Here is a 24429-nt window from a genome sequence, read left to right on the forward strand (position 1 = left end):
ACCTCGTCACGGACGCACTGGTTAACATCGGTGAGCCGGCTGCCGGAGGCAGCACGGCAGGCGTCGAACACCAGGAACGTGCCCACGCCACAGTGGGAGGGATCAAGTAAATGACTGCCACCGTCTCCGAAACCAACACCAGCCGGGGCAACGTCACCGCCCTGATGACAGCCCTGCTGGCAGCCTGCGTGGCCTTCCAGCTCAATGCTTCGATGCTCAGCCCCGCCCTGGTGACCATGGGCGAGGAGCTCAACACGGACCAGGCTGTTATCGGCCTTTCCCAAACCTGGTTCTTCACCGCAGCCGCCCTGTTCTCCCTGTTCCTGCCCCGTCTGAGCGACATCGTGGGACGGAAGAAGGTGCTCGTGGGCATGATGCTGCTGATGGCCGCCGGCTCGGTCATCGCGGCCCTCGCCCCTGACGTCACCTGGCTCTTCGTGGGCCGCATCATCCAGGGCGTCAGCGGCCCCACCGTGCCGCTCTGTTTGATCATGCTGCGCTCCGCGGTCAGCAACCCGCGGAAGTACGGCATCCTGATGGGCCTCATCACGGCCGTCAACGGCGGCGTGGCGGGCGTCGACTCCTTTGTGGGCGGGTACTTCGCCGAGCACTACGGCTTCCGCAGCATCTTCTGGCTCATGGTGGTTCTGGCGCTGGTAGCCACCGCCCTGATCACCTTCTTGGCGGGCGAAAGCAAGCCGGCCGCAGGCACCCGGATGGACTGGCTTGGCGTGTTCTTCATTGTGGTGGCCGTCGGTGCTTTGCTCACCGCCCTCAACGAGGGAGCCAAGCTGGTGGGCGGGTTCTCATCGGGCACCCTGATGCTGAGCCTCTCGCTGGTACTGGTGTCCGCGGTCGCGTTCTACCTGTTCTGGCGGACGGAAAAACGGACCAGCCAGCCCATGGTGGAAACGGTGCACCTGCGCCAGCGCTCCACCTGGGCGCCCCTGCTGACCACCACGCTGACCATGACCGGTATCTTCGCCGTCATCAACGGCATCGTCCCCGCATACGTGCAGGCGGCCAGCCCGGGTTTCGGGATCGGACCCACGGAAATGTCGCTCATTATCCTCACGCCATATGCCCTGCTGGGCTGGGTGGTGGGGCCGCTTAGCGGCAAACTCGCCCCCGTGCTGGGTTACACCAGGGTGCTCCGCATCGGCCTCCTGGGCAGCATCGCCGCGCTTGCCGTCATCGCGTTCCTCGGCCTGAACAGTTTGCCGCTGATGATTGCCGGCACCGTCTTGCTGGGCATAATGTACGCCGGTACGGTCAACATCATGCTCAACGGACTCGGCGTTGTCCTCTCGCCCGCGGGCAACCCCGGCTTCCTGCCCGGCATGAACGCCGGCGCCTTCAACCTCGGCGCGGGCCTCAGCTTCCTGATCCTGCCCGCCGTGCTCGTGGCCACCGCTTCGCTCGGGGATGCCAAGGCGTCCTACCTGACCGTTGTGGTGGTCGGCCTCGCCCTAACCGTGGCCGCGTTCGCCGCCTCGCTGCTGATCCCCAAGCCGGTTGAGGCTGAGGTGGCCGAGTGAACGCCGCAGCTGGGAGCGCGGGCCGAATCGCCGTCGTCGGCTCCCTGAACGCGGACTTGACCATCTACTGCAAACGCCTCCCGCTTCCCGGCGAGACCGTGCACGGCAACGGGTTCGCCGTGAACCCGGGCGGCAAGAGCGCCAACCAGGCCGTCGCAGCAAGCCGCCTGGGCGGGAAAGTGAGCCTCGTCGGAGCCGTGGGGGAGGATGCGAACGGCAACATGCTGCTGTCCTCCGCCGCGGGCGCGGGGGTCGACGTCGGCCATGTGCGGACTTCCCCGGAACCTACCGGTGTTGCTGTTATCGCCGTGGACGCCCGTGGCGAGAACAACATCATCATCTCGGCCGGTGCCAACGGCACATTGTCGCCGGCGGACGTGGCGGAGGCCTCTGATGCCATGGCGGAGGCAGCCGTGGTGTGCCTGTGCCTTGAAGTCAGCATGGACACTGTGCTGGCCGCCGCCCGGGCAGGGCACGACGCCGGCGCCACAGTTCTGCTGAACCTCTCGCCGTACGGCGGGGTGCCGGAGGAACTGACGGCACTCACCGATGTCCTGCTGGTCAACGCCCACGAAGCCGCGCTGTTCCTGGGCGACGGTGCCGCTGCGCCGGGCCCTGACGCGGCGGATGCCGACTGGGACACGGTGCGGCTGCGGTTTGCCGAACACGGCATCCAGCAGGTCCTGGTTACGCTCGGTGCGCAGGGGTCGGTGGTGCTGGATTCGCTGGCGCCGGAGGACCGCAGGGTGGCCAGGATTGCTCCCACCACGGTCCGTGCTGTTGACACTACCGGCGCCGGCGACGCCTTCACCGGTGCCGTTGCAGTGCGGCTTGCCGCCGGCGATGGGCTTGCCGAGGCTGCTGCTTTCGCGTCGGTGGCTGCCGCCCTGGCCACCACCCGCAAGGGGACGCAGGCCGCGTATCCGGAGGCCGCTGACGTGGAGCGGCTGCTGGGGGCCTGAAAAACCCGCCAGGCCCCGCCGTCGTGCTCTCCAGCCGGGCGCCCCGCAGCTCCAGCCGGGCGCCCGGCGGCCGGTGTCTTCCAGGCGCCGGGCTACCGGCCCATCAACCTGAGCGCACCCTTCACCAGCCGCGTGTACCGCTCGTTGGACACCCCCGGAGGAGCGCCAACCGGGAACAGCCGCTGCACGGCCACTGTTTGGGCCTCGGTGTACTTCAGGATGCCTTCCCTGCCGTGCCGGCGCCCGGCGCCGGAGTCCTTCATCCCGCCCATCGCCGCATCGTGCGAGGCCCACGCAGCGGAGTAGCCGTCGTTCACGTTCACCGTCCCGGCCATCACCCGGCGCGCCACTGATTCACCGTGCCGCGCGGACCAGACGCTGGCGTTGAGTCCGTAGCGGGAGTCATTGGCAAGGGCGACCGCTTCGTCGTCGTGCTCTACCTGGTAGATGCTGACCACGGGCCCGAACGTTTCCTCCCGGGCCGCCAGCATGCCCTCCGTGACGTCCGTGAGGATGGTGGGTTCGTGGAAGAACGGGCCCAGATCCGGCCGGGCGCGGCCGCCGGTCACGATCCGGGCTCCCTTGGCGCGCGCGTCCTGGACGTGGGCGGTCACCCTGTCCAGCTGCTTTTGACCGGTGAGCGAGCCCATGTCGATGTCCCAGCCGGTGCCCGCGCCCACACGGATCCCTTCCACCAGCCGGGTGAAGGCAGCCAGGAATTCCTCGAAAACGGCACGGTGCACGTAGATCCGCTCCATGCTGATGCACAGCTGGCCGGAATTGGAGAAGCAGCCCTGCGCCGCACCCCGGGCTGCCTTCTTCAGGTCCGCGTCGGCGAGGACCAGCATGGCATTCTTACCGCCCAGTTCAGCGGAAAAACCGATGAGCCGCTCGGCGCACTGCCTGGCCACAGTCTTCCCGGTTTCAGAGGAACCGGTGAACATGAGGAAATCGACGGAGCCAATCATCGCGGACCCCAGAACCGGTCCCGGCCCGGTGACAACCCGGAAGAGATCCTGCGGAAGCCCGGCCTCCTGCAACAGTTCCAGGGCAAGCAGCGCCGTAAACGGGGTCTGTGAATCGGGTTTGAGCACAACCCCGTTGCCGGCCAGCAGGGCGGGAACCGCGTCCGAGACGGCGAGGGTGAGGGGATAATTCCAAGGGCTGATGACGCCCACCACGCCCTTGGGGATCCGGTACTCCATTGTCCGTGTCAGGCCCGGAGCGGCCCCGGTGCGGCGGGCGGGGCGCAGGTACCGTTCGGCGTTGCGCTCGTAATAGGCCGCGGTGAGGGCGGCATCAGCCAGTTCCTCGAACGCGTTGAGCCGCGACTTGCCGCTCTCCTGCTGCACGAGGTCGAGGATGTCCGCTTCGCGCTCGAGGAGCAGCCTGCGGAAGCGCCCGACGACGGCGCGGCGCTCCCGGAGGGGAACGACGGCCCACTTGCGCTGGGCTGCCCGGGCGCCGGCAACGGCGGCCTCGACGTCACCGGGAGTGCAGACGGGCACTTCGCCGATGGCTCCGCCGTCGAACGGAGAAAAGGACGCCTGGGTTGGCCGCCCCGGTGCGCTGGCCACAAGCTGCGAAAGATGCGGCGGTGCCAAGGGAGATCCAGGCTTTGTGGCTGGTACCGGTCCGGGCTGGGTGGTGCTTGTCATCGTGATCCCCTTTGGCCTCCGTTAGCTCCCGAGCCTACAGCGGGTGTCACCTTGGGTTCACAGTTCAAGCCGCCACGCCGAATTAAGATAGCCTTACCTTGCCAAATTCAGCTTGCGGTCACTGCCGCCCTTGTGAGAAGAGCTCCAGACGTGCCAATCCGACGCTTGATTGCTGCCACCGCAGGCCTTGCAGCCGTTACCGCCGCCCTGACCGGCTGCGGGATTGTCGGCGGGAAGCCGGCCGACCTGCAGATTTACTCGGCACGCCACTATGACCTGGAGGGTGCCTTCGGCCAGTTCACGGACGAGACCGGCATCACGGTGGAGTTCATCAGCGGGGACGACGCCGAGCTCCTTGAGCGGCTCAAGGCGGAGGGGGAGGACACCCCTGCCGATGTCTTTATGACCGTGGACGCCGGCAATCTGTGGAACGCCGCCCGCCAGGACGAACTTGCCGCCGTCGACTCCCCAGTCCTGAAGGAAGCAGTACCGGAGGACCTGCGCGACGCAGAGGGCCGCTGGTACGGCCTGGCCATGCGCGCACGGACCGTCACCTACAACCCGGACAAGGTTGACCCAGCAGAATTTGATGCGGCTGACACCTATGCGGGCCTGGCTGACCCTAAGTGGAAGGGCCGGCTGTGCATGCGCGACGCCACCTCTTCCTACACCCAGTCCCTGGTGGCGAGCCTGATCGGCCTCCACGGCCGGGAGAAAGCACTGGAAATCGCCAAGGGCTGGGTGGCCAACGACGTACAGATCATGAGCAACGACGTCCTGCTGCTGGAAGCCATCGACGCAGGAACCTGCCAGGTGGGAATCAACAATCACTATTACCTCGCCCGCACGCTGGAGGAAAAGCCGGACTTCCAGGTGGACCTCTACTGGGCCAGCCAGCAAGGCGCCGGAACGCACGTCAACATCTCCGGGGCCGGCGTGGTGGAGGGCTCCGACAACGCAGAAAAGGCGCAGCAGCTCGTCGAATGGCTTGCCACGAAGGGCCAGAACGCCTTCGTTGACGCCAACCACGAGTTCCCGGTCAACCCGTCCGCCAAGCCGGAGCCGGTCATTGCGGGCTTCGGGGAGTTCAAGCGGATGCCGTTGAACGCCGAAGCCTACGGCGACCTCAACGCCGAGGCTGTCGACCTGCTCGCCGAGGCCGGATACAAGTGACCGAAACGGCTGTCCTCGCTGAAGCGGGGACGCCGAAGCGCCGTCCCCGCCGGACGGCCGGTGCCGGCCGTCCGGCCTGGGCAGCACTCGTCGCAGTGGTGGCTGCGGTTGTTGTTACGCCCGTGCTCGCGGTGGTCCTTGACGGCCTGGGCAGCCTGGGCAGCACCGCGCCGCCGCGGGATCTTCCCGGGATGGTGCTGACCACCTTGCTGCTGATGCTCGGCGTGGGTGCGGGCTCGCTCCTTGTGGGCGGCGGCCTGGCCTGGCTGGTGACCGCCTACCGTTTCCCCCTGCGCAACCTCTTCGTTTGGCTGCTGGTTCTTCCCCTGGCCGTGCCTGCCTACATCCTGGGCTTCGTCTTCCTCTCCGTGTTCGACGTGTCCGGGCCGGTGCAGACAGCCCTCCGCACGGCGTTCGGTGCAGACGTGTGGGTGCCCGAAGTGCGTTCGCTGCCGGGAGCGATCCTGGTGATGTCGCTGTCCCTCTACCCGTACGTGTACCTCCTGGCCCGCACCGCGCTGATTGAGCATACGGCCGGAACCTACGACGCCGCCCGGACCCTGGGCGCAGGACGTGCCCGGGCGCTGCGCCGCGTCCTGCTGCCACTGGCCCGGCCGTCACTGGCCGCGGGCATGTCCCTGGTGATGATGGAAACCCTGACCGACTTCGCCACGGTGCAGTACTTCAACGTCCAGACCGTTTCCGTGGGCGTCTACCTGGTCTGGAAGGGCACCTTCAACTTCCACGCGGCCACCCAGCTGGCCGTGCTGGTGCTGTTGTTCGCCGTCGCCGTGCTGGCGGGAGAGCGGGCCCTCCGCGGCAGGGCACGGTACCACCGGCAGGGCGGCCGGGGGCAGGGCCTGCAGTCCCGGAGGCTCGACGGCGGCCGCGGCTGGGGAGCTGCCGCTCTTTGTGCCGCGGCCGTCAGCACGGGCTTCCTGATTCCGGTGTTCCAGCTGCTGGCGTGGGCTGCCGGGGGAGCTGCCAGGAATCCGGGCTTCCTCGCGGATCCCCGCTTTGGCGAGTACATCATCAATACGGTCCTGGTGGCGGCAGTTACCGCTGCCGTCTGCGTGCTCATCGCCGTGGCCGTGGGACACGGAGTGCGGCTGAGTGGGGGCAGGTTTGTCTCCTGGGCGGCGCAGCTGACCACGTTCGGATATGCCGTGCCCGGCGCCGTCGTGGGCATCGGCGTGCTGATCTCGTTTGCTGCCCTGGACGATGCACTGGAAACGGCAGGCGTTCCCGGCGGCACCGGACTGCTCATCACCGGATCCGTGCTTGGCATCCTGTACGCCTACGTCATCCGGTTCCTGGCGCCTGCCTACCAGGCAGTGGACTCCAGCTTCGCGAAGATTCCCATGACCCTCACCTTTTCCGCCCTAAGCCTGGGCGCGGCACCCCGCCGGATCCTCGCACGGGTGCACGTACCCCTGGCCAGGTCCGGAATCGCGGTGGCCCTGATGCTGGTGGCCATCGACGCCGTCAAGGAGCTGCCCATCGTGCTGCTGCTGCGGCCGTTCGGGTTTACGACGGCGTCAGTGTGGGTCTACGAGCTGGCGCGCGAAAACTTCTGGGAGAAGGCCTCGCTGCCCGCGTTGGTGATCGTGGCAGCGGCCATCCTGCCCGTCCTGGTTCTGGTCCGGCAGGCCCGAAGTGTTGAAACCTCTGGAAGGGCCCCGGCATGAGCATAAGGGCACACGGACACCGTCCCGGCGGGACCGGCGGGGCTGAGGCAGCGCTGGTGTTTGAAGGCGTGAGCAAGCACTACGGCTCAACCCTGGGCGCTGACAGCCTGGACTTCGCCATCCCGGCCGGCGAACTGGTGACCCTGATCGGCCCCTCGGGCTGCGGGAAGTCCACAACGTTGCGCCTCGCCGCAGGCCTGGAACGCCCGGACCAGGGCATCATCCGGGTCGCCGGGGACGTGGTGGCGGACAACCGCCGCTTCGTGGAACCCGAAAAGCGCCGGGTGGGGCTGGTCTTCCAGGACTACGCGCTGTTCCCGCACATGACCGCGGCACAGAACGTCGAGTTCGGCCTAAACCGCCTGACCCGCGCTGAGCGCCGGGCGCGGACCGGGGAAGTGCTCGACCTCGTACGGCTCAGCCACTACGCCGGCAGGTATCCGCACGAACTCTCCGGCGGCGAGCAGCAGCGCGTGGCCCTGGCCCGCGCCCTGGCGCCCCGCCCCGCCGTCGTGCTCCTGGACGAACCCTTCTCCAGCCTGGACGAATCCCTGCGCGCGCAGGTCCGCCGCGACACCGTGGCTACGCTCAAGGAGGCCGGGACCACCGGGGTGCTGGTCACCCACGACCAGACGGAGGCGCTGTCCGTGGGCACCCGCGTGGTGGTCATGCGCCGCGGCGTGATTGAACAGGCGGACACCCCCGAGAAGGTGTTCGAACAGCCCGCCACCCGGTTCGTTGCCTCCTTCATGGGCGACGCCGACTTCCTCCCCGCCCATGTGCACCGCGCCCTGCTGACCTGCGAGATCGGCGTGGTGTCCACCGTCCCGGGCTGGGCCAACAGCGAAGCGGACGTCGATGTGGTGCTGCGGCCCCACGAGGTGGCCCTGCAGCCGGATGCAGACTCTCCCGCGCGGGTATCCGCCATCGAGTACCACGGCGCGTTCGTGCTCCACTACGTCACGCTCGCCTCGGGACGGACGGTGCGCTCCTGGCAACCGCACACCGTGCGCCACCCCATCGGCACCCCGGTAGCCGTGACGGTGGCGGCAGGAACCACCCCCACCCTGCTGCTCGGTGACCGCGCCATCACCTCACCACCCCCGGGCAGCTCCCTGGAGCCGCGCCCTTCAGTACCACTTCAGCTCAGTTAGGCACTCCCCATGCTTACCCTTCCCACCCTGGTGGCGCTTTGACAGCGCAGCCCGGGCTCGCCCGCGTCGCGTTCACGGACCTCGCCCGCCACGGAGACCGCCCCGCGGTCCATACCCCCAATGGCGTCCTTTCCTACCGGGAGCTTGCTTCCCTGGTGGACCACCTTGCCGCACGGCTGGGCACCGAGCGCCGGCTGGTGGTTCTGGCCGCACGCAATGACCTGGACTCCCTGGTGGGCTATCTGGCGGCGCTCTCGGCGGGGCATCCACTGCTGTTAGCTCCGGCGGACAAGCCCGACGCCCTGGCATCCCTGCTGGACGCCTACGATCCGGACGTGCTCCTTCGGCCCGGTGACGGCGGCGGGGTACCGCTGCTGGAGGAGCGCCGCCGCGGGACCCGCCACCACCTGCATCCCGAGCTGGCGCTGCTGCTGAGCACTTCGGGTTCCACCGGCTCCCCGAAACTGGTGCGGCTCTCGCACGCCAACCTCACGGCTAACGCCGAGGCGATAGCGGAGTACCTGCACATCGGACCCGAAGACCGGGCCGCCACCACACTGCCGCTCCATTACTGCTACGGCCTCTCAGTCATCAACAGCCACCTGGTCCGCGGAGCCGGGCTGGTGCTCACGGACCTTTCGGTGGTGGACCCCTGCTTCTGGGACCTCTTCCGGGAACGCCGGGCCACCTCCTTCGCAGCCGTCCCCTACACATTCGACCTCCTGGAACGGGTGGGCTTTGCGGAGAAGGACCTGCCCCACCTGCGCTACGTCACCCAGGCCGGCGGCCGGCTGGCGCCGGAGAAGGTGCGCTCGTGGGCGGAAACCGGGCAGCGCCGCGGCTGGGACCTCTTCGTTATGTACGGGGCAACCGAGGCGACGGCCAGGATGGCCTACCTGCCACCGGATCTCGCCGCGGACCATCCGGAAAGCATCGGCGTCCCGGTGCCGGGAGGCGCCTTCCGCATTGAACCGGTGGAGGACCTGGCGGACGGGGAACTGGTCTATAACGGCCCCAACGTCATGCTCGGGTACGCCGAGCAGCCGGCGGACCTGGCACTCGGCCGGGAAGTCCACGAACTGCGCACCGGCGACCTCGCCCGGCGGCACCCGAACGGGCTGTACCAGGTGGTGGGCCGGCGCAGCCGGTTCGTCAAGATCGTGGGCCTGCGTGTGGACCTCGGGCAGGTGGAGACAATCTTCGCCGACATGGGGATCACCGCCGCGGCGGCAGGCTCCGACGAGGGCCTGGTGGTCGCCGCCGAAGGCGACCACGACGGCGGAATGCTCGCCAAAACCCTTGCCGGCACTATAGGTCTGCCCCGCGCCGCCGTCGCAATCCACCCGGTGGAAGCCCTTCCGCGCCTGGCTACCGGCAAGGTGGACTACCCCGCGGTACTCCTGCTTGCTGCGGCGGAGCCCGCTGCGTCCGCTGCCGCGCCAGCCGCGCCCGCCGGCCCGGCCGCGGACACGGACATCAGGCGCATCTTCATCGATGCCCTGGAATGTTCCTCCGTTGCCGACGATGACACCTTCGTCTCTTTGGACGGGGACTCCCTGTCCTACGTGGCGGTCTCGGTGCGGCTTGAGCAGGTCCTGGGGCAGCTGCCGCCGGACTGGCACCTCATCCCCGTGCAGGAACTGGAGCGCCGCCGGCAGCCGAAGCGGCGTCGGTTCGTCTCCTTCCTCGAGACATCGATCGTGGTCCGCGCCGCCGCCATTGTGTGCATCGTGGCCACACATGTGGAACTGTTCATGTTCCAGACCGCCCACCTGCTTTTCGCAGTGGCGGGATACAACTTCGCCCGGTTCCAGCTGGCAGAAGCACGCCGTCCCAGGCTGCGCCGGCAGCTCCGCGGCGCGGCCCGGATCGTGGTGCCGTCGGTGGCGTTCATCGCACTGGCCTACCTGCTCACGGACCGCTACACGGTTGCCAATATCTTCCTGCTCAATGCCATGGTGGGGCCGCAGGAGGTGACCACGCAGTGGCACTTCTGGTTCGTGGAACTGCTGGTGTACATCCTGCTGGCCATGGCAGCGCTCATGGCCGTGCCGTGGGTTGACCGTTGGGAGAGGCGGGCCCCGTTTGCCTTCGCGCTGGGACTGGTGGGTATCGCCCTGCTGAGCCGTTATGACATCGTTGACCCCGGCCTGCCCAAACCTCCGCCGGTGTTCTGGATCTTCGCGCTGGGCTGGGCGCTCGCCCGGGCCCGCACCCACCTGCACCGCCTGACCGTCTCTGCCATTACCCTGCTGACCCTGCCCGGCTTCTTCAACAGCACCGTTCGGGAGGTCACCGTGGCCGCGGGCATCCTTCTGCTGGTCTGGGTGCCGGCGCTGCCCGTGCCCGCCGTCCTGCGCAAGGCCACGGGGTGGCTTGCCGCGGCGTCGTTGTACATCTACCTCACGCACTGGCTGGTCTATCCGGTGCTCTTGCCCATCAACCCGGTCCTGGCCGTAGTGGGTTCCCTGGTGGTGGGAGTTGGCTACTGGGCCTTGTGCCGGTGGCTGCCCGGCGCCGCTGCAGGTCTCTGGGCCCGGTGGTTCAGTTCAGCCGGCAGGCAGCGGCGCGCAGCGGCGGAACATCCGGCGCTAAGGTGATCCGCCGCCGTCGGGTGCTCAATGGTGATGCTGACCCTGCCATCAGCTGCCCGGCGGCCGGTACTTGATTTCTCCGGCTTTTTGCAGGGCCTCCATGGTTTCCTCGACGCTCATCAGCACTGTGGTTTCGAACGAGCTCAGGGCGCCGCCCCCGCTGATGGCCAATGCCACCGCTGCCATGGAAACGTTGTCCGGGGCTTCCCAGAGGTTGTAGCCATCGTGGCTGCCGAAGGCGTACCAGAATCCGTGAAGCTTTCCGCCCACCGATTCGATGTAGGTCTGGGCCGCCTTCCGCCGGTCTTCCGGGTTGTTGATCAGCCGCCCCCAGGTCTCCGGCGTGTAGCTGAACTTTGACAGATAGAGCGGCATCTCGTGTCCTTTCAGGTACTGCAGGGGTGGATCCACCCAGAATGGCAGCGCCCCGCCCGGACGGCAACGGCCAGGTGCCTCCGGCGGTAGGCTCGGCTCATGGTGCAGCGGCATAGGTATTACTACGGCGATGACCCCAGCCAGTGGGGTGAGCTGTTCCTCCCTGACCTGGCCGACGCCGGTACTCACCGAGGCGTGGCTGTGGTGGTCCACGGGGGCTACTGGCGGTCGAAGTACGGGGCAGAGCTGGGGGAGCCGCTGGCCCAGGACCTGGCTGCGCACGGGATGGCGGCCTGGAACGTTGAGTACCGCCGGGCGGGGAACGGGGGCGGCTGGCCCCACACGTTCTCCGATGTCCTGGCAGTAATCGACAAGCTGGGGGAGATCGCGGAGACCCATGCTCTGGACCTTGCCAAGGTGGTGGCACTGGGGCATTCCGCGGGCGGGCACCTCGCCGTGTGGGCGGCCGGGCGGGACCGGCTGGGACAGCTGGGTCTCGAGGGTGAGCACCGCGAGGTCGGAGCCAATGCTGACGGCGTCCGCCTCACTGGAGTGGTCAGCCAGTCCGGCGTCCTGAACCTTGCCGAGGCCGAAAGGCTCAACCTCAGCAGCGGTGCCGTTGCCAACCTGCTGCACGGACCGTCGTCGGAAGTCCCCGGGCGGCACCGGTACGCGGACCCAATGGCCGCCCTGCCGCTGGATATTCCCGTGTACGCCGTCCACGCAACCGGGGACGAGGACGTGCCGCCCAGCATGTCCACCTCGTATGTGAAGGCGGGCCAGGCCGGGCCCGCGCCGGCCCGGCTGATTTACGTGCCCGGGGACCACTACGCGCTGATCGATCCCTCCGCGCCGGCATACCTCAAGTGCCGGGAACTGATTCAGGAGCTGCTGCGCTGAACGGATCTGCTGCACTGAAACGATCTGCTGCCCGTCCCACTTCTCTGGCAGAGTATGACCATGCTCACTGTTATAGGCGAAGGCCTCGTCGACGTTGTCCAGCGCGCGTCAGGAATTGAAGCCCACGTGGGCGGCAGCCCGTTGAACGTAGCGGTGGGCCTCGCCCGCCTCGACCACCCCGTGCAGTTCATTGGCAGGTATGGCCGTGATGCCTACGGCGATTCCGTCGCCGCCCACCTGCGTGCCAGCTCCGTGATGCTGCCGCTGGGTCCGGACGAGCTGCCCACCAGTGTGGCCACCGCCCTGATAGACGACGATGGCGCCGCCACCTACACGTTCGACCTCACCTGGGAGCTTCCCGGGATCGCTGACCGGCTGGCCTTTATGTTGCAGGGCACCACCCTGCTGCACACCGGCTCGATCGCCACGATGCTGGCGCCCGGGGCCACGGACGTGCTCGCCGCCGTCGAATATGCCCACCCGCGGGCCACCATCAGCTTCGACCCCAACTGCCGGCCCAGCATCATCACCGACGTTGCCTACGCACGCCGCCATGCGGAGAAATTCGCGAGCCTCGCGGACGTGGTGAAGGCGTCGGATGAGGACCTCGCCTGGCTCTACCCTGACCTGGACGTCCTGGATGCGGCGCGAAAGTGGCTGGACCTCGGCGGAAACGAGGGGCCGGCCATGGTGGTGGTCACGCGTGGAGCAGACGGGCCGTGGGGAATCACCCGGGCGGGCGAAGCCCGGGTTGCAGCTCCCCGGGTTGAGGTGGCGGATACGGTGGGCGCGGGGGACTCATTTATGGCTGCGCTGCTTTCCGGCCTGGTGGACCGAGGCCTGGACGGCGCCCAGAACCGCAAAGACCTTCGGGAGCTTCCGGCCGAGGGCCTGGCCGAGCTCTTGGCGCACGCGGCCAAGGCCGCAGCCGTCACGGTCTCCCGTCCCGGCGCCAACCCGCCCACGCGGGCGGAGCTGAACGGGCATATGGAGGAGTAACCGGTCTGGCACCCTTCGACGCTCTCTCACTTAATGGGTGTTTAACGCCGACGCTCTCTCAGCTGATGCGGGTTAATCGCCAACGCTCTGTCACTTCCCAAGGGAGAGTGAGAGAGCGTTGGCGGAAAAGCTGCAGGAACTGAGAGAGCGTTGGCGGAAAAGCTGCAGGAACTGAGAGAGCGTTGGTGGCCGCGTTACTCTTTGCCCAATCCCGCAGCGGAGGTCTTTTCGCCCGACACTTCATTGAGCGCCCGCAGGTCGAAGATGCCGTTGATGTCGGCCTGCTTGGTGGTCCCGGCGGTGACGCCGTCGGCCAGGAGCTTCTGGTAGGTTCCGGCCAGTGGGTCCACGGTGAATACGATGTTCTTCAGGGACCGGTCAATTACGTCCGCCTTGAGCTCGGCTCCGGCGGCCTCCTTGAGGGCGGCGTTGATGACGCTGGCTTTCTCGCCGTCTGCAGCCTTGTTCAGCCACTCAACCGACTTCACGTGGCCCTTCAACAGCGCCTTGACGGTGTCCGGGTGCTCGGCGGCGAACTTCTGGTTCACGATCAGGATGGTGGTGGGGAACTCGCCCGGCTTACCGGACAGCGAGCCGTCCCACAGGTCCTTTTCATCCACCAGGACCTTGGCTCCGGCGGTCAGCACCAGGCGTGAGGCCCAGGGCTCCGGCAGCCACGCGCCGTCGAGCTTTCCATCCTGGAAAAGCTTCAGGGTCTGGGCGTTCTCGGTGGGGTTGATGGCGACGTCGCCGCTGCCGTCGACGTTGGTCTTGTAGCCCTGCGCGGTGAGCCAGGCGCGGAGGGCGACGTCCTGTGTTCCGCCGAGCTGCGGAGAGGCGAGGGTCTTGCCCTTGAGGTCTGCTGCGGAGTTGATCTCCGGTTTCACCACCAGCTGTGCGCCGCCGGCGGCAGCACCGGCAATGATGTTGACCGACTCACCGCCACTCTTCACGGATGAGTTGATGGCGGGATTCGGGCCGATGTAGGTGGCGTCAATCGCGCCGGCGTTCAGCGCCTCGATGGCGGCGGGTCCGGCGTTGAAGACCTGGGTAGTCAGCTTGGTGTCACCCAGTTCGTCTGCGATGTGGCCCTGGCTGACGCCCACCAGCGCAGGCGCATGCGTAACGTTGCCGAAATACCCGAGCTTCAGTTCAGCGGCGGGGTTGCCGGCCGGGGCGCTCTGTTCGGCGGTAGCAGTACCGGCGTTGTTGCTGTTGACGGCGGAGGCGACGGCGGCGCCACCACCCACGAGGGCAAGGACCGCTGCGGCGATGCCGACTTTCAGGCCGAGGGGGCGCTTGGGTGCTGCCTGGCCAGCGACGATGCGCGTGGAGGGTTCCGTGTTCCGGGGGCTCTTGTCTGTGGGTTCTGACATGGGGAATTCCTTTGCTGGGGTCTGATGCTGAGTTGAGAGTACGGAGCGCCCAGCGGCCCCACAATCGTTCCTGTAGCAAGGGTTCACGGGACGACGCGGAAGCTCAATATTCCGTAGTTGTGCGTCAAGAAACGTCGCGGCACGTCGCATTCGTGCGCCCGCGAACTCGTGGAGCGCAGCCCCATGCTTTACCTTCCGGATGGTAAAGTTTCAATGTGAGAGAGAGCCAGCGCCCGCAGATACTGGAGGCTGGATTACGCATAGCCGCAGGCACTCAAGGTGCCGCCATCACCCTGGACGCGGTGGCATCCGAGGCAGGGGTTACCAAGCCGGGTCTGATGTACCACTTTCCCAACCGGGATGCGCTCATGACCGCCCTGGTTGAGTACGCAGCATGCCACATGGGACAGAGGATGACTGAGCTCCTCGACGCGCGGGAGGCCAGCGTCATTGAGCGGTACCGCTCATACGTTCTGGCGGCAGCTGACGGGCAGATGATGCGGGCGGAGTGGGCGCTGTGGTTCCACTCTGCGTACAGGACCGAGCTCCAGGAAGCCTGGGCCCGCCATCTGGACCCTTGGCTCCTAATTCCGGAGGGAACACCGCGTGGCCAACGCACCCGGCTCATGACTGCCCGCCTGGCAGCTGATGGACTGTGGGCTGCGCAGGCCAGTGGTGTGGCCGCCCCCGGCGAACCGGACCGGTCGGAAATTGTCACCCACATCCTTTCCCTGATCGGCGAAGGCGGTGCGGAGTGAAGCAGTGGTTGTGCCTCGGCGGAGCAATCATCACGGAGGTCTCGGCAACCCTGGCACTGAAGGCGGCCCTGGATGCCCCGGGCTGGTACGCCCTTGTCATTGCGGGGTACGTCAGCGCCTTTTCCCTTTTGTCCGTCTGCCTGCGACTGGGCATGACCATCAGTGTCGCCTACGGCGCATGGGGCGCCGGTGGTGTCTGCGCCACCGCGTTGCTGTCGGCAAGCATTTTCGACGAGCCGCTCACATGGCTGATGGGCTTTGGCATCGCACTCATCCTGGCCGGCGTGATTACTGTTGAAGCCGGAGCGCAGAACGCCCACAGTGCCAAACAGGGAAATGAAGAGACATGACCTGGGTTTTCCTAAGCCTGGCCATTCTTTTGGAAGTTGCAGCAACAATGTCCCTTCGCGCTTCTGAGGGGCTGAAGAAGAAGCTGTGGCTCGTCCCCATCGTCCTGGGCTACGTGAGCGCGTTTGGTTTTCTTGGCCTGGCCCTTGCCGGCGGGATGCCCCTGGGGGTGGGGTACGGCATCTGGGTGGCCTGCGGAGTCGCGCTGACGGCGGTAGCCAGCCGCATCCTGTTCAAGGAACCACTCACGCCGCAAATGGCCTTCGGGATCCTGCTCATTTCCGCCGGAGTGCTCATTGTTGAAATAGGTGCGCGTCAGGCCCACTAGAGCACCATCACCAGTCGTCGGTATGCGCCGTCACAGGTTTCCCCATATTCTGGCCAAGTGGATACAAGCACCGTGAACTCCCGTGAACAGGGCGAGCAGGTTGACCGGCAGCAGCGCATTCTTGATGCAGCCCTGGACCTGCTGTCGCACCGCGGGATCTCGGGAGTGAACATGCGTGCGGTGGCCCGCGAGGCAGGTGTCGCCCTCGGACTGGTGAACTACTACTACGAAGACAAATCGAGCCTGATCCGTGCGCTGCTGCACAGCGTGGATAAACACGACCTTGCGCTGGTTGCGCCGGACCCGGCATTGCCCCCTGACGAACAGCTCCAGAATGCCCTCCGCCGGGTTGCGGGCCCGGAACTCCTGACCACGCGGTACCTGTCCCTGCGCCTTCATCTTTGGGCGCTGGCGAGGGCGGACGAAGACTTCGCCCTGATCAACGCGGCGGCGTTCGACCGGTATTTGGACGGGCTTGCCGCCCTGATAGGGAACGCCAAGCCCGAGCTGTCCGCCACGAAATGCAAGGAGCGGGCCGCCGATATCGTTGTCCTGCAAAACGGTATGTGGCTGACCGCGCTCCTTGGGGTGGACAAGGAATCCATCCGGCGGAGCATCGCCCGCACCGAAGAGATCGCCTTCGCCGCCTGACGCCAGGCCGCAGCACGCCTCCTAACGGCCGCAGCCAGCAGTCCACATCGTTGGCCTGCCCGGAAGACGCTATCCGCTCCGCGTCATATACCGGCAAGAGCGCGACACATAGCAAGGGCAAGCGCCCATTCCCGCGCCGTTTAGGGAAGTGATGTTTCGCGCCCGTAAATTGTTGAACACTTGTCCAGTTTTCCTATTGAACACTTGTTCAACGTGCACTACTCTCCTTGGATATGACCTACGCCACACCAGGGAATACCGCGGATTCTCCGGCTAACACGGTCACCCTTTCGCATCCGGAAGAACGACGACCCGATCGGGCCAGTGACTGGCATCGGGTAAAAGGAGACTTTGCAGCATGACAAAAGACAGCTACGACTACGTCATCGTCGGCGGCGGCAGCGCGGGTTCCGTGCTGGCCGACCGGCTGAGCGACGGGGGCAACAGCAGCGTCCTGGTTCTCGAAGCCGGACGCAGCGACTACCCCTGGGACCTTTTCATCCAGATGCCCGCCGCCCTGACCTTCCCCAGCGGCAACCCGCTTTATGACTGGCGCTACGAATCTGACCCGGAGCCCTACATGGGCGGCCGGCGGGTTGCCCACGCCCGCGGCAAGGTTCTCGGCGGCTCCAGCTCGATCAACGGCATGATCTTCCAGCGCGGAAACCCGCTCGACTACGAGCGGTGGGGCGCTGACGCCGGCATGGAAACCTGGGACTTCGCCCACTGCCTGCCCTACTTCAACCGGATGGAAAACGCCCTCGCCGCAGACCCGGACGATGAACTGCGCGGCCATAACGGCCCCCTCGTCCTGGAACGCGGCCCGGCCACCAACCCGCTGTTCCAGGCGTTCTTCACCGCCGCGCAGGAGGCCGGCTACCCCCGCACGGACGACGTCAACGGGTACCGCCAGGAGGGTTTCGCTGCCTTCGACCGCAACGTCCACAAGGGCCAGCGGCTCTCCGCCTCCCGCGCCTACCTCCGTCCCAACTTCGGCCGGACCAACCTGACCGTCCTGACCCGGGCCCTGGTCACCAAGGTCAACTTCAAGGGCAATGTGGCAACGGGCGTCACCTACCGCCGCAACGGCAAGACCCACCAGGTCAACGCCGGCGAGGTGATCCTGGCCGGCGGCGCCATCAACACCCCGCAGCTGCTGCAGCTCAGCGGAATCGGCGACGCGGCACACCTGAACTCCCTGGGCATCAACTCGGTGGTCAACCTGCCCGGCGTCGGGGCAAACCTTCAGGACCACCTTGAGGTCTACATCCAGCACGCCTGCACCCAGCCGGTCTCCATGCAGCCGGCCCTGGACGTCTGGCGCATGCCGTGGATCGGCATGCAGTGGATGCTGGGACGGAAGGGACCGGCAGCCACCAACCACTTCGAAGGCGGCGGGTTCGTCCGCTCCAACGAGGATGTTGCGTACCCGAACCTGATGTTCCACTTCCTCCCGGTCGCCGTCCGTTACGACGGCCAGAAGGCGGATGCGAAGCACGGCTACCAGGTGCACATCGGCCCCATGTACTCTGACGCCCGCGGCACGCTCAAGATCAAGTCCACCGATCCCACTGTGCACCCGTCGATGGTGTTCAACTACCTGTCCACGGACCAGGACCGCCGCGAATGGGTCGAGGCCATCCATGTGGCCCGTGACATCCTCGGCCAGTCCGCCATGCAGCCCTTCAACGGCGGCGAGCTTTCACCCGGCCGCGCCGTACAGACGGACGCCGAGATCCTCGACTGGGTGGCCCGTGACGCCGAAACCGCACTGCACCCGTCCTGCACCGCGAAGATGGGGCCGGACACCGACCCCATGGCCGTGGTGAACCCGCTGGACATGACGGTGCACGGCACCAGCGGCCTGCGCGTGGTGGATGCGTCCGCAATGCCCTATGTCACCAACGGCAATATCTACGCGCCTGTCATGATGCTTGCCGAAAAGGCCGCGGATTTGATCGCCGGCAAAAAGCCCCTGGCTCCGCAGCACGCAGATTTCTACCGGCACGGCCTCAGCCCGCTGGAGCGGAACGGCGCCCCGCTCACTGCGGCAGCGGCTGCAGCGGCGGCAAAGGTCTAGGCATGATGGATGTAAAGAAGGAGACACGATGACCGCCACCGTTGAAGCAGTCCACCAGGCCGGGAAAGCCCAGGACGTAGTCAAGGGCCTGTATATCGACGGCGCCTGGCAGCGGGCGCCCGACGGCGGCACCACGGTGGTGCGCTGCCCGGCGGACGGGCGCGAGGTGGCAATTGTCACCTCGTCAACGGCGGAGGACGCAGAGCGGGCGATCGCCAGTGCCCGGGCCGCGTTCGACCACGGCCCCTGGCGGAGGCTCACCGACATCGAACGGGGCGCCGTTATGCTCCGCGTCGCGGAGCTGCTCGAGCGGGACAAAGCCGTCTATGCCCGGGCCGAGGCACTTGACACCGGCAAACGGCTTGTCGAAGCCGAGTACGACATCGACGACATTGCCGCGTGCTTCCGGTACTACGGCAAAATCGCCGGCCTGGATGCCGGCCGGGTAATCGACACCGGCCGCCCTAACACCATCAGCCGCGTGGTGTACGAGCCGCTGGGCGTCTGTGCCCTCATCGCCCCGTGGAACTACCCGCTCCTCCAGGCCGCCTGGAAGGTGGCCCCGGCGCTCGTCGCGGGAAACTCGTTTGTGCTCAAGCCCAGCGAACTCACCCCGTCCACCTCGATCCTGCTCATGGAAACCCTCGCCGAAGCCGGCATTCCCCCCGGCGTTGCAAACCTCGTGACCGGAAAGGGATCGAAGGTGGGCGGCCCGCTCAGCTCCGACCCGCGCGTCGACCTCGTCTCCCTCACCGGAAGCCTCGCGACCGGCCAGACAATCATGGCCGCCGCTGCGGAAACTGTGAAGCGCGTCGCCTTCGAACTCGGCGGAAAGAACCCCAACGTGGTTTTCGCGGACGCGGATTGGGACGCCGCCGTCGACAATGCCCTGACCGCGGTGTTCCTGCACTCCGGCCAGGTCTGCTCGGCAGGGGCGCGGCTCGTCGTCGAGGAGACCATCGCTGAGCGTTTTGTGGCCGAGGTTGTGGAGAGGGCGAAAAGGATCCGGATGGGCGGACCGTTCGATCCGGATGCCGAGACGGGCCCGCTGATTTCCGCCAAGCACCGTGATCAGGTCCACGCCTACGTCCAGGCCGGGATTGCTGAGGGCGCCGAGCTGTTGTGCGGCGGCTACATACCGCACGAGGGACCCCTCGCGGAGGGTTTCTTCTATCCGCCCACCGTGCTCGGCAACTGCCGCTCCGGCATGAGCGTGCTGCTGGAGGAATCGTTCGGCCCGGTGCTGACGGTCGAGACGTTCCGGACCGAGGCCGAGGCCGTGGCGATCGCCAACGACACCGAGTACGGCCTTGCCGGCGCAGTCTGGACATCCGATGCGTCGAAGGCGCAACGTGTTGCGGGCGGCCTCCGGCACGGAACAGTATGGATCAACGACTATCACCCGTACGTCCCGCAGGCGGAGTGGGGCGGCTTCGGGAAGTCCGGCATCGGCCGGGAGCTTGGCACCGCGGGACTCAATGAGTACCGCGAGGCAAAACATATCTGGCAGAACATCCAGCCCGCACCCAGCGGCTGGTTTGGCTCACCTGCCGGGGACGCCGGGGTGGGGGCCGCGGGATAGCGACAGCATTTGGGGGAAACGGCCGGGCGCCGCAGGCGTGGCGCCCGGCCGCCGATATCACCCGCGTCCAATGGAGGCCGCGGGGCATCATCATCGTGCTTTTCTCACCTAGGAGTTCGTATGTTGGAACCCAGCAAAAGTTCTGATTCAAGCGGCATGGACGAGTTCGGCTATGTCCAGACCCTGGACCGAAGCATCGGCAAGTTTGCCAGCTTCGCGGCCGGCGTCAGCTATATCTCCATCCTCACCGGTGTTTTTCAACTGTTCTACTTTGGCTTCGCCATGGCCGGGCCGGCCTACGCATGGTCCTGGCCCATCGTCTTCGTCGGCCAGCTCATGGTGGCGCTCTGCTTCGCCGAACTGGCCGGCCGCTATCCCGTGGCCGGATCCGTGTACAACTGGGCGAAGCAGCTCTCATCAGGAACGTTCGCCTGGCTGGCCGGCTGGCTGCTCCTCATTTCCTCGATCGTGGCGCTGGGGGCCGTTGCCCTGGCGCTGCAGCTGACGCTGCCCCAGATCTGGTCCGGTTTCCAGATCATCGGAGACGGCACCGGCACGTACGATTTCGCCCTTAACGGTGTGTTGCTCGCCAGCATCATGATTTCCATTTCCACCCTCATCAACGCCTTCGGTGTGAAGCTGATGACCAAAATCAACAGCATCGGCGTGTTCGTGGAGCTCGCTGCCGCCGTGCTCCTGATCCTTGCCCTTGCCTGGCATGTGGTGCGGGGGCCTGAAGTCCTGTTCAGCACCGCGGGTTATGGCATGGACCACGACCTGGGCTTCTTCGGGGTGTTCCTTATCGGCGCCATGGCTTCCGGCTACGTCATGTACGGCTTCGACACCGCCAGTTCGCTGGGGGAGGAGACAAAGGACCCGAAAAAGACTGCTCCGAAGGCCATCCTGCGGGCCATCACAGCGTCCTTCATCCTCGGCGGGCTGATCCTCCTCGGCGGCCTTCTGGCCGCCCCGGACCTGAACGACCCCAAGCTGGGTGCTGCCGACGGCGGCCTGCAGTACATCGTGCTCTCCGTGCTGGGAGGCCCGTTCGGCAAGGCCTTCCTGGTGTGCATCGTCGTGGCCGTGATCGTCTGCACCCTCGCCGTCCACGCCGCCGCCATTCGTATGATGTTCGCCATGGCCCGGGACAACAACCTGCCCTTCAGCCGGCAGCTCAGCAAGGTGCACCCCGAGCGGAAGACGCCCACGGTGGCGGCCATCGTCATCGGAATCATCGCCATGATTCCGCTGATCGTCAACGTCTCGCAGCCCGCGATCTTCACCATCCTGTCCAGCATCAGCATTGTCCTGATCTACCTTTCCTACCTGCTGGTCACCGTCCCGCTGCTGCGGCGGCGCTTCCTGAAGAAATGGCCGCTGTCCGACGAAAGCCACGGAAAATCCGGCTTCAGCCTCGGCAAGTGGGGTGTCCCCGTGAACATCCTCGCGGTCCTGTGGGGCGGCGCCATGACGCTGAACCTGATCTGGCCGAGGCCGGAAATCTACAACTCCGTCCCGCCGTTCGAGTGGTACCTGCAGTGGGGCGGAGTGATCTTCGTGGCCACCGTCATCATTACCGGCGTCCTGATGTACCGCCTGAAGCTCCGGCACCACACCGGTGTCCTCGCCGAACACGCTGCCTCCACTCCCGCACCTGCGCTGCGGCGCTCCGCCCCGGAATCTTCGGCTTCCACTGGCCTGGCAGGGGCCACTGTCCACGCCGGAGCTGCACAGTCCACCGCAGACCTGGCCGAGGCCGGCCAGTCACGTCCATAACATCCACGCCCAAAGCGCTCACCAGGCCCTGCGTCCGGAACTGACGTATCCCCTAAACGAAACGGAGGGGGACTGCACCTTCAGGTGCGGTCCCCCTCCGTTTTCCTATCCTGCTGCAGAGGTGCGGGTGGACTCCCGTACGGCCGGAGCCGTAAATCTTGCCCCCGTATCGGGGAAGCCCGGCACGTCGATCCGGGCGTGGGTGTGGACCTGCTGCACCGCCCTGCGGGTGTGTTCTGCGATGTCCTCCATGGTGGTCACCCACATGCCGTCCATCCCCTTCACCCGCTCAATCAGCCGCTCCAGGGCCACCGCTTTGGATGGCCGGCCGGAAATGAAGGGGTGGTTGGTAAGGACGAAACAGCTGCCCTGGGCGTGGTGTGCCTCCGCCTCCAAAGTCCACATTTCCAGGACCTTGGCCGGGCTTTCAATTACGCCGCTGCCGGTTACACCGGGGTAGAAGGCGTACTGTTCCCAGTCGTCCAGGGCCCAGTCGACGGGGATTTCCACGATGTCCCGTGCGTCACCGGGGGCGACGCTGAAGCGGTAGGGGGCGTCACCGTCGAGCAGGCTCGAATCGTAGAGGAAGCCGCGGTCCGCCAGGAGCGCCGGGGAGTGCCAGTTGAGCTCCCACCAGGGTGCCCGGTAGCCCACCGGCTCCACGCCCGCAGCTTTGGCGAGCGCCTCCAGTCCGCGGTCGATGTAGCGCCCCTCCGTTGCTGCGTCGATGCCCTGCATCGGCTCGTGCAGGTAGCCGTGGTGGGCCACTCGTTGCCATCGGTCCGCCGCAAGGGCGTGTTCGGGCACACCGTCCTGGTGCTTGAAGGTGAAATTGAGCTGGTTGACGGCATCCATCTGACCACCCGGTCCCGCACCTGGCTCGATCTGGCCCGGGTCCTGCCGCTCCATGACCTGGTAAGCATGGGTGACGAACTCGTCCGCACCCCGCGTGTGGATTTCGAGGGAAGGACGCAGCCGTACGACACCCTCTCGGGGCTGCGCATCCTGGTGGCCCGGCACCCCAATCTCCAAGGCATTGTTCGGGCCCGTGAAGCGTTGGATCTGATGCGGGCCGGTGCCGACTCAGCGCCGGAATCGCTGTTGCGACTCGCAATCGGTGACGCGGGCCTGCCCGAGCCCGAACTCCAGGTGCCATTGCATCCAGGAGAACCGAGGTCGCCGTCGGCCGATCTCGGTTATCGTCATCGCCGCCTTGCAATTCAGTACGACGGCGAACATCACCTCGGTGAGGCACAGATCCTTAGCGACAGGAGGCGGGACAAGGCGTTCGAATCAGCCGGCTGGACCGTCCTGGTTTTCGACAAAGACGATCTTGCTGACGAGTTCCGGCGGGCAGTGGAGGGAATCAAACGTGCCCTCCGGAACGGGTGGCTGGACCACCCACAGGCCTCCGGGTTTGCCAACGGCGACTGAGCAGCAGCTGAGTAGCAGTCACGAAGAACCACTTAAAGCCGTGACGCTCTCCCACCAAAAAAAGGTGAGAGAGCGTCACGGCAAAACCTGCATTAAGGGAGAGAGGATCGCCCGAAAAGCTGCAGGAAGGGAGAGAGCGTCGGGTGGGGGCGGCAGTTAGCGGAGGACCACCGTGCGGTTCCCCTGCAGGATCACACGGCCCTCGCAGTGCCAGCGGACGGCGTTGGACAGGGCCTTGCATTCGGTGTCACGGCCAGCCGCCACCAGGTCCTCGGGTCCGTAGGTGTGGTCCACCTCCACCACCTGCTGGGCGATGATCGGGCCCTCGTCCAGCTCGGCGTTGACGTAGTGCGCCGTGGCACCCACGGTCTTGACCCCGCGTGCGTAGGCCTGATGGTACGGCTTGGCACCTTTGAAACTGGGCAGGAACGAGTGGTGGATGTTGATGGCCCGGCCGTCCAGCTTGCGCGTCAGGTCATCGCTGAGGACCTGCATGTACCGGGCCAGCACCACCAGCTCCACCCCGAGCCCGTCCACCAGTTCCATCAGCCGGGCTTCGGCTTCCGGCTTGGTGGCCGCCGTCACCGGGATGTGGTGGAACGGGATGCCGTGCCATTCGGCAAGCCCCTGGTGGTCGAGGTGGTTGGAGACCACCGCCACCACCTCCATGGGCAGCTCGCCGATCCTGGCGCGGAACAGCAGGTCGTTGAGGCAGTGCCCGAACTTGGACACCATGATCAGGACCTTGCGCTTTGAACCGTGGGGTTCCAACTGCCAGTTCATGCCAAACTTTTCGCCCACCGGGGCGAAAGCGGCCCGCAGCGCGTCGGCGGTGGAGGCATCGCCGTCGGACGCGAAATGCACCCGCATGAAGAAGTGGCCTTCGGAGCGTTCGCCGAACTGTTGGTTGTCGATGATGTCGCAGCCGTGCTCCAGCAGGAAACCGGACACGGCATGGACGATGCCCGGTGACTCGTTGCAGTCCAGCGTGAGGACATGCTCCACGCTGGTGGGCGGCTGGGTGAGGGGAGATTCAGTCTGGATGGCAGTCATTG

General features: G+C 66.4%; 20 protein-coding genes and 1 pseudogene. 16 read left to right on the forward strand and 5 right to left on the reverse strand.

Features of this window, described 5'->3' with window-relative positions:
• Positions 1-110: 110 nt before the first annotated feature.
• Complete coding sequence (gene uriT / locus AC5RVN_RS13955) at positions 111-1538, forward strand: uridine transporter UriT (RefSeq protein WP_494040319.1); 1428 nt, start codon at positions 111-113, stop codon at positions 1536-1538.
• Positions 1535-2500, forward strand: coding sequence for a ribokinase (locus tag AC5RVN_RS13960; RefSeq protein WP_494138337.1), 966 nt, complete (start codon positions 1535-1537; stop codon positions 2498-2500). Before uriT ends, AC5RVN_RS13960 begins: the two co-directional genes overlap by 4 nt.
• 92 nt (positions 2501-2592) lie before the next feature.
• On the opposite strand, the gene AC5RVN_RS13965 is transcribed toward AC5RVN_RS13960, so the two are convergent.
• Entirely contained in the window at positions 2593-4158 is a 1566-nt protein-coding gene (locus AC5RVN_RS13965) for a succinic semialdehyde dehydrogenase (RefSeq protein WP_494138338.1), read from the reverse strand.
• A 150-nt stretch (positions 4159-4308) separates the two neighbouring features.
• Here AC5RVN_RS13965 and AC5RVN_RS13970 point away from each other — a divergent pair, with 150 nt between their 5' ends.
• From AC5RVN_RS13970 to AC5RVN_RS13985, 4 genes are read left to right on the forward strand one after another with little or no spacing between them, the layout of a single operon-like run.
• Positions 4309-5331 carry an extracellular solute-binding protein gene (locus tag AC5RVN_RS13970; protein ID WP_494138339.1) on the forward strand — a complete coding sequence of 341 codons (1023 nt, stop codon included), beginning with the start codon at positions 4309-4311 and terminating at the stop codon, positions 5329-5331.
• The gene (locus AC5RVN_RS13975) at positions 5328-7019 is read left to right on the forward strand and encodes an ABC transporter permease (RefSeq protein ID WP_494040323.1); all 1692 of its coding nucleotides are present in this window, start codon (positions 5328-5330) and stop codon (positions 7017-7019) included. The genes AC5RVN_RS13970 and AC5RVN_RS13975 overlap by 4 nt, the downstream gene beginning before the upstream one ends.
• A complete protein-coding gene (locus AC5RVN_RS13980) occupies positions 7016-8173 on the forward strand; it encodes an ABC transporter ATP-binding protein (protein ID WP_494138340.1) in 1158 nt (385 codons plus the stop codon). Before AC5RVN_RS13975 ends, AC5RVN_RS13980 begins: the two co-directional genes overlap by 4 nt.
• A gap of 38 nt (positions 8174-8211) precedes the next feature.
• On the forward strand, positions 8212-10773 hold the full coding sequence (locus tag AC5RVN_RS13985) for an AMP-binding protein (RefSeq protein ID WP_494138341.1): 2562 nt from the start codon (positions 8212-8214) through the stop codon (positions 10771-10773).
• A 42-nt stretch (positions 10774-10815) separates the two neighbouring features.
• On the opposite strand, the gene AC5RVN_RS13990 is transcribed toward AC5RVN_RS13985, so the two are convergent.
• Positions 10816-11142 carry a GYD domain-containing protein gene (locus AC5RVN_RS13990; protein WP_494040326.1) on the reverse strand — a complete coding sequence of 109 codons (327 nt, stop codon included), beginning with the start codon at positions 11140-11142 and terminating at the stop codon, positions 10816-10818.
• A gap of 99 nt (positions 11143-11241) precedes the next feature.
• Between AC5RVN_RS13990 and AC5RVN_RS13995 the strand changes: the two genes are divergently transcribed.
• Together AC5RVN_RS13995 and AC5RVN_RS14000 are read left to right on the forward strand one after the other, a co-directional pair.
• Entirely contained in the window at positions 11242-12042 is an 801-nt protein-coding gene (locus AC5RVN_RS13995; protein WP_494138342.1) for an alpha/beta hydrolase family protein, read from the forward strand.
• A 60-nt stretch (positions 12043-12102) separates the two neighbouring features.
• Positions 12103-13041: a carbohydrate kinase family protein gene (locus AC5RVN_RS14000; protein ID WP_494040328.1), complete on the forward strand. Its 939-nt coding sequence runs from the start codon at positions 12103-12105 to the stop codon at positions 13039-13041.
• Between the two features lie 194 nt (positions 13042-13235).
• Here the strand turns inward: AC5RVN_RS14000 and AC5RVN_RS14005 are convergent, their stop codons facing one another.
• Positions 13236-14417: an ABC transporter substrate-binding protein gene (locus tag AC5RVN_RS14005; RefSeq protein ID WP_494138343.1), complete on the reverse strand. Its 1182-nt coding sequence runs from the start codon at positions 14415-14417 to the stop codon at positions 13236-13238.
• A 215-nt stretch (positions 14418-14632) separates the two neighbouring features.
• On the opposite strand from AC5RVN_RS14005, the gene AC5RVN_RS14010 reads away from it, so the two are divergent.
• The 7 genes from AC5RVN_RS14010 (at position 14633) to AC5RVN_RS14040 (ending at position 21940) form a co-directional block, all read left to right on the forward strand.
• A complete protein-coding gene (locus AC5RVN_RS14010) occupies positions 14633-15175 on the forward strand; it encodes a TetR/AcrR family transcriptional regulator (RefSeq protein ID WP_494138344.1) in 543 nt (180 codons plus the stop codon).
• The gene (locus tag AC5RVN_RS14015; protein WP_494040331.1) at positions 15172-15525 is read left to right on the forward strand and encodes a DMT family transporter; all 354 of its coding nucleotides are present in this window, start codon (positions 15172-15174) and stop codon (positions 15523-15525) included. Before AC5RVN_RS14010 ends, AC5RVN_RS14015 begins: the two co-directional genes overlap by 4 nt.
• Positions 15522-15851, forward strand: coding sequence for a DMT family transporter (locus AC5RVN_RS14020; RefSeq protein WP_494040332.1), 330 nt, complete (start codon positions 15522-15524; stop codon positions 15849-15851). Before AC5RVN_RS14015 ends, AC5RVN_RS14020 begins: the two co-directional genes overlap by 4 nt.
• A 57-nt stretch (positions 15852-15908) precedes the next feature.
• Positions 15909-16502, forward strand: a complete 594-nt coding sequence (locus AC5RVN_RS14025; RefSeq protein WP_494040333.1) for a TetR/AcrR family transcriptional regulator — start codon at positions 15909-15911, stop codon at positions 16500-16502.
• A gap of 358 nt (positions 16503-16860) precedes the next feature.
• Positions 16861-18582 (forward strand): choline dehydrogenase, encoded by a 1722-nt coding sequence (betA, locus tag AC5RVN_RS14030; protein ID WP_494040334.1) that lies wholly within the window; start codon positions 16861-16863, stop codon positions 18580-18582.
• Between the two features lie 28 nt (positions 18583-18610).
• Complete coding sequence (locus AC5RVN_RS14035) at positions 18611-20164, forward strand: aldehyde dehydrogenase family protein (protein WP_494138345.1); 1554 nt, start codon at positions 18611-18613, stop codon at positions 20162-20164.
• A 120-nt stretch (positions 20165-20284) separates the two neighbouring features.
• Positions 20285-21940, forward strand: coding sequence for an APC family permease (locus tag AC5RVN_RS14040; protein WP_494138346.1), 1656 nt, complete (start codon positions 20285-20287; stop codon positions 21938-21940).
• Between the two features lie 105 nt (positions 21941-22045).
• On the opposite strand, the pseudogene AC5RVN_RS14045 reads toward AC5RVN_RS14040, so the two are convergent.
• A pseudogene (locus AC5RVN_RS14045) lies at positions 22046-22723 on the reverse strand (polysaccharide deacetylase family protein); the annotation flags it as partial.
• On the opposite strand from AC5RVN_RS14045, the gene AC5RVN_RS14050 reads away from it, so the two are divergent.
• A complete protein-coding gene (locus tag AC5RVN_RS14050) occupies positions 22700-23374 on the forward strand; it encodes an endonuclease domain-containing protein (RefSeq protein ID WP_494138347.1) in 675 nt (224 codons plus the stop codon). The pseudogene AC5RVN_RS14045 and the gene AC5RVN_RS14050 overlap by 24 nt on opposite strands.
• Positions 23375-23530: 156 nt before the next feature.
• Here AC5RVN_RS14050 and purU read toward each other — a convergent pair whose 3' ends face one another.
• Complete coding sequence (gene purU, locus AC5RVN_RS14055) at positions 23531-24427, reverse strand: formyltetrahydrofolate deformylase (RefSeq protein ID WP_494138348.1); 897 nt, start codon at positions 24425-24427, stop codon at positions 23531-23533.
• Positions 24428-24429 lie beyond the last annotated feature (2 nt).

It is taken from the genome of Arthrobacter sp. sptzw32 (assembly GCF_059089735.1).

Coding starts and splice junctions, on each gene's coding strand:
- AC5RVN_RS13980 (WP_494138340.1), top strand. CDS start 7,016: ATGAGCATAAGGGCACACGGACACCGTCCCGGCGGGACCGGCGGGGCT.
- uriT (WP_494040319.1), top strand. CDS start 111: ATGACTGCCACCGTCTCCGAAACCAACACCAGCCGGGGCAACGTCACC.
- AC5RVN_RS14005 (WP_494138343.1), bottom strand. CDS start 14,417: ATGTCAGAACCCACAGACAAGAGCCCCCGGAACACGGAACCCTCCACG.
- AC5RVN_RS14035 (WP_494138345.1), top strand. CDS start 18,611: ATGACCGCCACCGTTGAAGCAGTCCACCAGGCCGGGAAAGCCCAGGAC.
- AC5RVN_RS13965 (WP_494138338.1), bottom strand. CDS start 4,158: ATGACAAGCACCACCCAGCCCGGACCGGTACCAGCCACAAAGCCTGGA.
- AC5RVN_RS14000 (WP_494040328.1), top strand. CDS start 12,103: ATGCTCACTGTTATAGGCGAAGGCCTCGTCGACGTTGTCCAGCGCGCG.
- AC5RVN_RS14020 (WP_494040332.1), top strand. CDS start 15,522: ATGACCTGGGTTTTCCTAAGCCTGGCCATTCTTTTGGAAGTTGCAGCA.
- AC5RVN_RS13995 (WP_494138342.1), top strand. CDS start 11,242: ATGGTGCAGCGGCATAGGTATTACTACGGCGATGACCCCAGCCAGTGG.
- betA (WP_494040334.1), top strand. CDS start 16,861: ATGACAAAAGACAGCTACGACTACGTCATCGTCGGCGGCGGCAGCGCG.
- purU (WP_494138348.1), bottom strand. CDS start 24,427: ATGACTGCCATCCAGACTGAATCTCCCCTCACCCAGCCGCCCACCAGC.
- AC5RVN_RS14040 (WP_494138346.1), top strand. CDS start 20,285: ATGTTGGAACCCAGCAAAAGTTCTGATTCAAGCGGCATGGACGAGTTC.
- AC5RVN_RS13990 (WP_494040326.1), bottom strand. CDS start 11,142: ATGCCGCTCTATCTGTCAAAGTTCAGCTACACGCCGGAGACCTGGGGG.